Source organism: Actinocorallia lasiicapitis, from assembly GCF_054778695.1.
Genome location: NZ_BAAGZI010000226.1, coordinates 1 through 9,460 on the forward strand (window position 1 = coordinate 1; position 9,460 = coordinate 9,460).

Consider the following 9,460-nt stretch of genomic DNA (forward strand, 5'->3'; position numbering starts at 1 on the left):
GGTAGCCGGCGATGGTCAGATCGCCGGGGAAGGCGGCGGTCCACGTCCACGGCAGGAACGCCGAGAGCGCGGTCAGCACACCGCCGCCCAGCAGCAGCGCCCGGCCGGGGCCGCCGCCGCCCGCGACGCGTTCCGGGAGGGTCTTTTCGCTGGTGAGTGTGGTCATGGGGTCACGCCCGATCTGCCGCGAGGCGGCCGAACAGGCCCTGCGGGCGGACGAGCAGCACCACGATCAGCAGGACGAACGCCCAGACGTTGGCCCACGCGCCGCCGCCGAACATCTCCATCCCGGGCAGCTTCTCGATGTAGGCGGAGGCGAGCGCTTCGGCGACGCCCAGGACGAGCCCGCCGAGGAACGCCCCGTACACCGAGCCGATCCCGCCGAGCACCGCGGCGGTGAACGCCTTCAGCCCGGTCAGGAACCCCATCCGGAAGTCGACCTGCCCGTACCGGACTCCGTGCGCGACGGCCGCGACCGCGGCGAACGCCGCGCCGATCGCGAACGCCGTCACGATGATCCGGTCGGTGTCGATGCCCATGAGTTTCGCGGTGTCCGGGTCCTGGGCGGTGGCGCGCATGGCGCGGCCCGTCCGGGTGCGGTGCACGAAGTACGACAGGGCCGCCATCGCGACGGGCGCCGCGAGCAGCAGGAAGAAGTCGGCGGTCTGCAGGGTGACCGGGCCGAGCTCGACGGGGCCGCCCGGCAGCCGCGGGAAGGTCCGCGCCTGCTTGGCCTCGGGGTACCAGGCCCACACGGCCTGCTGGAGCACGATCGACACCCCGATCGTGGTGATCAGGGGGGCCAGCCGGCCGCCGCCGCGCAGCGGCCGGTAGGCGAGCCGTTCCGCGGTGATCGCCACCGTGACCGAGACGGCCACGGCGGCGATCAGCATCAGCGGGAGCGCGAGCCACAGCGACGTGCCCTGCGGGAGCAGCAGCCAAGCGGTCAGCGCTCCGAAGCCGCCGGTCATGAACACCTCGCCATGAGCGAAGTTGATCAACTGGACGATGCCGTAGACCATCGTGTAGCCGATCGCGATGAGCCCGTACATCGAGCCCAGCATCAGGCCGTTGGCGAGCTGTTGCGGTAGTTCGTGCACCGCTGATCCTTCCTTGCCAGAAGCCGTCGTTACGGAGCGGGGGTGAAGGCGCCGCTCTTGACGGCCGTCCAGGCGCCGCCCTTGACCTGCAGGACGGTGAGCTGGAGGTTGGTCGTGTCGCCGAACGCGTCGAACGCCACGGGGCCGGTCACGCCGGCGAACGACGTGGTCTGCAGGGCGGCGACGACCTGGGCGCGGGCGTCGTCGGGCACCTTGCCGTCCTTGACGACCGTCTTGATCGCCTGGATGAGCGCGGTGGTCGAGTCGTAGGCGTAGGGCCCGTAGGCGCCCGCCTCCTCCTTGAACCCGGCGGCCTTGTAGTCGGCGGCGAACTTCTTGCCGGACTCGGTGGTGTCGGTCGGCGCGCCCACGGTGGTGGCGAGGGAGCCCTCGCCGCCGTCGCCGGCGAGCTTGGCGAAGGTCGGGTCGGAGATGCCGTCGCCGCCCATCAGCGGCGCCTTCACTCCGGCGGTGTGGAGCTGGCCGGCGAGCGGCCCGGCGTCGGGGTACTCGCCGCCGTAGTAGACGAGCTCGGCGCCCGATGACTTGATCTTGGTGACGACCGCGGACAGGTCCTTCTCGCCCGAGTTGATGTGGTCGGTGCCGACGACGTCGCCGCCGAGCCGTTTGAACTCGGTGGTGAAGGTCGCTGACAGGCCCGCGCCGTACGCCTTCTTGTCGTCGAGGACGAAGACCTTGTTCTTCTTCAGGTCGTCGTGGGCGTAGCGGGCCGCGAACGGGCCCTGCACGGCGTCGGTGGTCGCGGTCCTGAAGTAGGTGGTGAAGCCGCGCTTCTTTCCGCCGGTCGCCCAGTCCTCGCCCTGGGTGAGGGTGGGGTTGGTGGTGGCGGGGGAGACCGCGCCGAGCTTCGCCTGTTCGAGGACCTGCTGCACCGACTGGGCGACGGAGGAGTTCAGCGGGCCGACCAGTCCGAGGACGGTCTTGTCGCCGACGAGGGCGGTGGCGTTCTGCTGGCCGGACGAAGGCTGGGCCTGGTCGTCGAGCGCTTTCAGCTTGAACGTCACGCCGGGTACGAGCCGTGCGCTGTTGGCCTGGTCGACGGCGAGCTGGGCGGAGTTCTTCGCGCCGAGGGCGAGTGCCGACAGGTCGCCGGTGAGCGGCCCGTCGAATCCGATGGTGACGGTGGTGCCGTCGGCGGAGGTGGTCGTGTTCTGCTCCGAGCGGGAGCCGCACCCGGTGAGGGCGAGTGCGGCCACGCTCGTGAGCGCGATGAGGCGCTTCATCTGGGGTGGGAGGTCCTTTGGATCTGAGAGCGGTCTAGAACTGGCTGTTGCGGAACGGCTTGGCCGGCTTGCCGAGGTTGGGCTTGCCGAGCACCTTCTGGGAGGACACGGCGTAGATGCCGTGGTTGGTGAGGACCCAGGCGATGTTGCGGTCCCACTCGACGTACACGCCGTGGGTCTGGTTGCCGTAGGCGTAGTCGGGGGTGCCCTTGCCGTACGCCTTCGGCACGAAGTACGCGGAGATGGACGGCTTGGCGGGGTTCTTCACGTTGAAGAACTGGACTCCGGCGTTGTAGAAGCCGTAGGTGAGCAGGCCGGCGTCGTGCTTGCCGGGGTTGGTGTAGTAGCCGGTGCGCTTGGGCCCGAAGGAGCCGCGGCGCTGGCAGTAGTCGGTGAACGACGCGCTCTTCGGCGGGGTCGGCCGAGGCAGCCTGCCGACGATGTGCGGACGCCGCGGGTTCCGCGCGTCCACCGCGTAAATCTCCTTGTACGGCTCGTAGCAGTCTTCGGTGAGGGGGTAGCCGGAGACGTAGATCTTGCCGGTCTTCTGGTACTGGGAGACGTCGATGTTGTCGCCTTCGGTGCCGGAGACGGACGGCGGCAGGTCGACGTGGCCGATCTGCTTCATCTTCTTGGGGTTGGAGATGTCGAGGACGGACAGGCCGTAGCCGCCCATGGCCGCGAAAGCGTACTTGCCGCCCTGTTCGACGGGCTTGGGGATGAACAGCGGCATCCGCGCGCCCATCCACGAGGTGCGGTTGCCGCAGCGCGGGTTCTTCTTGTAGGCGGCGTCTTCGCCCTTGACCTGGCCGGGCAGGTGCCAGGTGTCGAGCAGTTTCGGCTTGACCGGGTTGGACATGTCCCACGACTGGTAGCCGGCGGAGTGCAGGTTGGTCGGGTACTCGGTGCCGTTGTAGATGTCGTTGGGCGCGACGGCGATGAACAGGTATTTGCCGCCCGTCCAGTAGGGGACGTCGAGCGAGCCGGAGCCCTGCTGGGGCTTGGTCAGGTCGCTGTTGAGCGGGTCTTTCTGGGTGGAGTCGGTGGAGACGGTCGCGAGGAGCTTCCAGTCCTTCTTGCGCGGGCCGTCGAGGCGGAAGACCTTGAAGCCTTTCAGCCCCTTCTTGGCGCGGAGCGCGGCGACCCCTTCGGGGTTGGTGAACTTGTCCTTGCCGTCCTGGTCGTGCAGCTCGTTGATCTGCCGCTTGTCCTCGAACGACATGACCATGACGTACGCCTTGAGCTTCTTGTTCCACTGGATCGTGGACGCGCCCCAGTAGTCGTTCGCGGCCCACGACTTGCCGGCCTTCGACTCGTCGCCGTCGACGTCGTTGCGGGTCATCGATTCGACGACCTTGACCTTCTTGACGTCGGTGACGTCGTAGACGCGCCCTTCGGACCTGTCGTACTGGAACAGGTAGCGGCGGCCCTTGATGTCGACGATGTTCTGCCAGGTGTGGAAGTAGTCGGGCGTGAACTTGTCGCCCTCGTACTTGGCCTCCACCTTCATGTTCTTGATGTACGACTTCTTGTCGTAGTTCTTGTTGCGGCCCTTGAACGGGTGCGGGTTCTCTTCGTCCACGGGGGTCTGGGACGGGTGGAGGAACGTCCCGTCGAGCTGCATTCCGTAGCTGTTGGGGTCGACCGGTTCGGGTCTGCGGTTGTCGCAGACCTCGCGGACGTTGGGGTCGGCGGGCGCCGCCGTGCCGGGGGTGGCGGGCATGAGGACGGCGGCGGTGCCGCTCGCTGCGGCCAGGGCGAGGATCGCTCGGCTTCTGCGGTTGAGGCGCATGTGTTTCCTTCCGGGGGGATTTTCGGGCGCGCTGAAGAGAACTCCTGGCGCTGGGTGGTGAAAACAGGAAGGGGTGGGATCGTGAGAGGGTCAGGTCACGGTGTCGCGCCGCTGGAAGCGGCCGTCGTGGTGCTCTTCCTTCTCGATGACCTCGGCGAGGTGCTGGACGGCTTCCAGCACTTCGCGATGGCTCACATAGAGGGCGTTGAACCCGAACCTGAGCAGGTCGGGTGCGCGCATGTCCCCGATCACACCGCGCTCGATCAACGCCTGGACCAGTGGGTAGGCGTCGGGGTGGCGGAGCGCGACCTGGCTGCCGCGTCGCGCCGGGTCCCGGGGGGTGGCGAGGGTGAAGCCGTCGAGCAGGGCGTCGGCGCATTCGATGAAGAACCCGGTCAGGGACAGGCTTTTGGCCCTGACCAGTTCCATCGGGAGGTCGTCGAACGCCGTGAGGGCGGCTTCGAGGGCGAGCATCGACAGCAGGGGTGGTGTGCCGATGCGGGCCCGTCCGATCCCGTCGGCCGGCCGGTAGTCGCCGGACATGCCGAAGGGGTCCGCGTGACCGTGCCAGCCGGTGAGCGGCAGGTCGAGCGCTGCCTGGTGCCGCGACGCCGCGTAGAGGAACGCGGGGGCGCCGGGGCCACCGGACAAGTACTTGTAGCCGCAGCCGACGGCCAGGTCCGCGTTGATCGCGTCGAGCCGGACGGTGACGGCGCGGGCCGCGTGGCACAGGTCCCACAGCATGAGGGCGCCGGTGCGCTGGACGGCGGCGGTGAGGGCGGCCATGTCGGCGAGCTCGCCCGACCGGTAGTCGACGGGCCCGTAGGCGGCGACGGCGACGCGGTCGCCGTGCTCGGCGTGGGCGGCGGCCAGTTCGCCGACGGGGATCCGCCGCACTTCCAGCCCGAACAGCCGGCCGACGGAGTCGGCGAGGTACTGGTCGGTCGGGAAGTGGTTCGGGTCGGTCAGCAGCAGGTCGCGGCCGGGCCGGAGCCGGGCGGCCGCGCCGAGCGCGTTGAAGATCTGGACGCTGGTGGAGTCGCCGACGACGACCTGGCCGGGGGCGGCGCCGATCAGCGGGGCGAGGGCGTCGCCGATCCGGGTGGGGGCCGTCCACCAGTCGTTGTCGTTCCACGACTTGATGAGGTCGCGGCCCCACTGGCGGTGGATCACGTCTTCGAGGGCGGGCGGGACGGCTTTGGGGAGCGCGCCGAGGGAGTTGCCGTCGAGGTAGATGACTCCTTCGGGCAGCGTGAACCGGTCGCGGGCGTGGGCGATCAGGTCGGCGGTGTCCAGGGCGGCGGCCCGCGCGGTCAGGTGCGCGGTCGTCTGCTCGGTCATCAGGCCTCCTTCAGCAGGTCGAGGGCGATGTCGGGGAGCAGGTCCTCCTGGCCGCCGACCATCCGGCGGGCGCCTGCCTCGACGAGCAGGTCGCGGGTGTCGAGGCCGTAGCGTGCGGCGACGGTCTCGGCGTGGCGCAGGAAGCTGGAGTAGACGCCGGCGTAGCCGAGCGTCAGGGTTTCGCGGTCGATCCGGACGGGCCGGTCCTGGGTGGGGCGGACGAGGTCTTCGGCGGCGTCCATCAGCGGGAACAGGTCGCAGCCGTGCTCCCAGCCCATCAGGTCCATGACCGCGACGAACGGTTCGAGCGGCGCGTTGCCCGCGCCCGCGCCCTGCCCGGCGAGCGACGCGTCGACCCTGGTCGCGCCGGACTCGACGGCGACGACGCTGTTGGCGACCCCGAGGCCCAGGTTGTGATGGGCGTGGATGCCGATCCCGGTCTCCGGGCGGAGGGCCGCGCGGTAGGCGGCGACCCGGTCGCGGACGTCGTTCATGGTGAGCCGGCCGCCCGAGTCGGTGACGTACACGCAGTGCGCGCCGAACGACTCCATCAGTTTCGCCTGCTCGGCCAGGTGCGCCGGTTCGGCGAGGTGCGACATCATCAGGAACCCCGACACGTCCATGCCGAGTTCGCGGGCCAGCCCGATGTGTTGTTCGGCGATGTCGGCCTCGGTGCAGTGGGTGGCGATCCGGATCGAGGTGACGCCCAGGGCGTGGGCGCGCCGCAGGTCGTGGGCGGTGCCGATGCCGGGCAGCAGCAGCGTCGTCAGCTTCGCCCGGGTGATCACCGAGGCGGCGGCCTCCAGCCATTCCCAGTCGGTGTGCGCGCCGGGCCCGTAGGTGACCGACGCGCCGGACAGGCCGTCGCCGTGGGCGACCTCGATGGCGTCGACCCCGGCCGCGTCGAGCGCGCCCGCGATCGCCCTCACCTGGTCGAGGGTGTAGCTGTGCCGGATGGCGTGCATCCCGTCCCGCAGGGTGACGTCCTGCACGTACACGCTGGTCATGAGCTGATCCTTTCCGCGACGCGGAGGGCGGCCGACGTCATGATGTCGAGGTTGCCCGCGTAGGACGGGAGGTAGTGGGCCGCGCCTTCGACCTCCAGATAGGTGGAGACGAGCAGCGGGCCGCCGAAGGATGGATCGGCCTTCGCGAACTGGGGTTCCTGCTTCAGCCGGTAGCCGGGCACGTAGGCGGCGACGTCGGCGACCATCGCGTGGATGGCGGCGGTGACGGCGGCCTCGTCGCAGTCGTCCACGACGCAGTGGACGGTGTCGCGCATCAGCAGCGGCGGTTCGGCCGGGTTCAGCACGATGATCGCCTTGCCGCGGGCGGCGCCGCCGACCGTCTCCAGGGCGCGGGAGGTGGTCTCGGTGAACTCGTCGATGTTGGCGCGGGTGCCGGGCCCGGCGGAGCGGGACGCGATCGACGCGACGATCTCCGCGTAGTGGACCCCGGTCACCGAGCCGACGGCCGCGACGATCGGGACCGTCGCCTGGCCGCCGCAGGTGACCATGTTGACGTTGGGGGCGTCGAGGTGCTCGTCGAGGTTGACGGGCGGCACGACGTACGGGCCGATCGCGGCGGGCGTCAGGTCGATGACCTTCTTGCCGTGGGGGGCGAGCGCGGCGTCGGTGCGGCGGTGCGCGCCCGCGGAGGTGGCGTCGAACACGACGCCGATCTCGTCGAAGACGTCGAGGCCGATCAGCCCTTCGACGCCTTCGGCGCTGGTCGTGACGCCCATCCGGCGGGCGCGGGCCAGGCCGTCCGAGGCCGGGTCGATACCGATCATCGCGGCCATCTCCAGCGTGCCGGAGCCACGAATGATCTTGATCATGAGGTCGGTGCCGATGTTGCCGGAGCCGATCACTGCTGCCTTCATCGCGGGGACTCCGTCAGGTCGAGCTGGAACAGGCGCTGGGCGTTGCCGCCCAGAATGAGGGATTTGGTGTGGTCGTCCAGGGCGCTGCCGCGGACCAGCGCGCCGATCTCGGCCTCGCCGAGCGGGAACGGGTGGTCGCTGCCGAGCAGCACCCGCTCCGCGCCCATCACCTTGACCAGGTACTCCAGGGCGTCGGTGTCGAAGACCGCCGAGTCCACGTTGATCCGGTCGAGGTAGTGCGACGGCGGGTGCGGGCTGTCGGCCCGGACGATGTCGCGGCGCGCCCACGCGTTGTCGGCCCGTCCCAGCAGGTAGGGGAGGCTGCCGCCGCCGTGCGCGAAGATCAGCCGCAGCTCGCGCGGCAGCCGCTCGAACGCGCCCGACAGCATCAGCGACAGGATCGACAGATGGGTCTCGGCGGCCATCCCGACCAGCCAGCCCAGCATGTACCGGTCGATCCGCGGGCCCGTCGGCATGTCCCACGGGTGCACCAGGACGGCCAGCCCGAGCTGCGCGCAGTGCGCCAGGAACTCCTGGACCCCGCCGTCGTCGAGATCGCGGTCGCCGAGGTGGTTGCCGAGGTGCACGCCCTTGAAACCGGCGAGCGCGGCGCGTTCGGCCTGGTCGCAGGCGGCCTCGGTGTGCTGCAGCGGCACCTGGCAGAGCGGGACGAGCCGGTGCGGCGCGTGGCTCGCGTACTCCAGCATCCGCGCGTTGATCCACTCGCACCAGTCGGCGGCGCGCGCGGCGTCGGCCTCGTAGCCGAACAGCAGCGGGGTGCTGGAGACGACCTGGACGTCGACGCCCAGCCGGTCCAGGTCGGCGACGCGTTCCACCGGGTCCCACAGGGTGCGGGAGACGGGGCGGTACTCGCGATCGCCGGCCATCATCATGCCCCGGCCGTCGCCGTCGGTCCGCAGCCAGGGGCCGTCGGTGTCGGCGAGGAGCCGCGAGTCGGCGCGGCTGATCTCGGGGAAGACGTGCGCGTGCACGTCCACGACCTGGGTCATTCCGGTTCCCCGGGGTTCTCGGCGCTCTGCGGGCGGGTCTGCGGCTTGAGCGCGTCGGGCCACTGCTTGCCGGGGTGGATCGCGGCGCAGTTCGGGCAGCGGCGCGCGTCCTCGTCGCCGTAGAACGCCGAGAAGATCGGCGGCAGGTCCTCGACGATCGACTGGAGCTGCACCTCCGAGCGGTGCACCAGGTGGTGGCAGTGCACGCAGTACCACTCGAAGGCGTCCTTCTGGTCCGCGGGACGCGCGAACTCGACGACCAGCCCGATGCTGCCCTCCTCGGGGCGCTGCGGGGAGTGGCGCAGATGCGCGGGGGCCAGGAACACGTCGCCCTGGCGGATCAGCAGATCGCGCGGCGGCCTGCCCTCCTCCTCCATGACCCGCAGCACCATGTTGCCGCGGAGCTGGTAGAAGAACTCCTCGATCGGGTCGTCGTGGAAGTCGGTGCGCTGGTTGGGGCCGCCGACCAGGGTGACCATGAGGTCGGCGTCCTTCCAGATCTGCACGTTGCCGACCGGCGGCTTCAGCAGATGCTGGTTCTCCGCGATCCAGCCGTTGAGGTTGAACGGCATCGAGAACGGCTTCATTTCTCCTCCTCGCGCGGCAGGTAGGCCACGGCGCTGATCTCGATCAGCAGATGCGGGTGGGGCAGCTGGTGGACGGCGACGGTGGTGCGGGCGGGTCCCGTCTCGTCGAAGTACTCGGCGTAGACCTCGTTGTAGCCGCCGAAGTCGTTCATGCTGACCAGGTAGGTCGTCACGTTGACCACATCATCGAGCCCGCCGCCGATCGCGCCGAGCAACGCGCCGATGTTCTCGATCACGGCTCTGGTCTGGGCGCGGATGTCGAGGTCGGCGACGCCCATCGCGTCGGCGCTCGCCCCGGCGAACGTGCCGTCGGGGCGGCGGGAGCTGGTGCCGGAGACATAGACGAGGTCGCCGGCGCGCTTGAGGTGCGGGAAACGTCCGCGTGGCCGGGCCGCGCCCGCGACGGTGGTGCCGCTCATCGGGCGCTCACCGCCACCGAACCGAGCCCGTTGACGATCGCCCGCACGTGCGTCCCGGCCTGGAGCGGGACCGCGGCGGTCGCCG

The 9,460-nt window shown here is 70.1% G+C and carries 9 protein-coding genes; all 9 read right to left on the bottom strand.

The features are described 5' to 3' along the window. Positions 1-170: 170 nt before the first annotated feature. The 9 genes from ACYVE7_RS22105 to ACYVE7_RS22145 all read right to left on the bottom strand — a co-directional run bounded on the left by ACYVE7_RS22105 (position 171) and on the right by ACYVE7_RS22145 (position 9,375). On the bottom strand, positions 171-1,100 hold the full coding sequence (locus ACYVE7_RS22105; protein ID WP_460366899.1) for a branched-chain amino acid ABC transporter permease: 930 nt from the start codon (positions 1,098-1,100) through the stop codon (positions 171-173). Between the two features lie 29 nt (positions 1,101-1,129). Then, positions 1,130-2,344 (bottom strand): branched-chain amino acid ABC transporter substrate-binding protein, encoded by a 1,215-nt coding sequence (locus ACYVE7_RS22110; protein ID WP_460366900.1) that lies wholly within the window; start codon positions 2,342-2,344, stop codon positions 1,130-1,132. A gap of 34 nt (positions 2,345-2,378) precedes the next feature. After that, on the bottom strand, positions 2,379-4,136 hold the full coding sequence (locus tag ACYVE7_RS22115) for an LVIVD repeat-containing protein (RefSeq protein ID WP_460366902.1): 1,758 nt from the start codon (positions 4,134-4,136) through the stop codon (positions 2,379-2,381). A 90-nt stretch (positions 4,137-4,226) separates the two neighbouring features. Then, complete coding sequence (kynU, locus tag ACYVE7_RS22120; RefSeq protein WP_460366903.1) at positions 4,227-5,477, bottom strand: kynureninase; 1,251 nt, start codon at positions 5,475-5,477, stop codon at positions 4,227-4,229. Next, positions 5,477-6,484: a 4-hydroxy-2-oxovalerate aldolase gene (gene dmpG, locus ACYVE7_RS22125; protein ID WP_460366904.1), complete on the bottom strand. Its 1,008-nt coding sequence runs from the start codon at positions 6,482-6,484 to the stop codon at positions 5,477-5,479. The genes kynU and dmpG overlap by 1 nt, the downstream gene beginning before the upstream one ends. Further along, complete coding sequence (locus ACYVE7_RS22130; RefSeq protein ID WP_460366905.1) at positions 6,481-7,359, bottom strand: acetaldehyde dehydrogenase (acetylating); 879 nt, start codon at positions 7,357-7,359, stop codon at positions 6,481-6,483. Before ACYVE7_RS22130 ends, dmpG begins: the two co-directional genes overlap by 4 nt. After that, positions 7,356-8,369: an amidohydrolase family protein gene (locus ACYVE7_RS22135; RefSeq protein WP_460366906.1), complete on the bottom strand. Its 1,014-nt coding sequence runs from the start codon at positions 8,367-8,369 to the stop codon at positions 7,356-7,358. Before ACYVE7_RS22135 ends, ACYVE7_RS22130 begins: the two co-directional genes overlap by 4 nt. Further along, positions 8,366-8,956: a 3-hydroxyanthranilate 3,4-dioxygenase gene (locus ACYVE7_RS22140; RefSeq protein WP_460366907.1), complete on the bottom strand. Its 591-nt coding sequence runs from the start codon at positions 8,954-8,956 to the stop codon at positions 8,366-8,368. Before ACYVE7_RS22140 ends, ACYVE7_RS22135 begins: the two co-directional genes overlap by 4 nt. After that, positions 8,953-9,375, bottom strand: coding sequence for a RidA family protein (locus tag ACYVE7_RS22145; protein WP_460366908.1), 423 nt, complete (start codon positions 9,373-9,375; stop codon positions 8,953-8,955). Before ACYVE7_RS22145 ends, ACYVE7_RS22140 begins: the two co-directional genes overlap by 4 nt. Positions 9,376-9,460 lie beyond the last annotated feature (85 nt).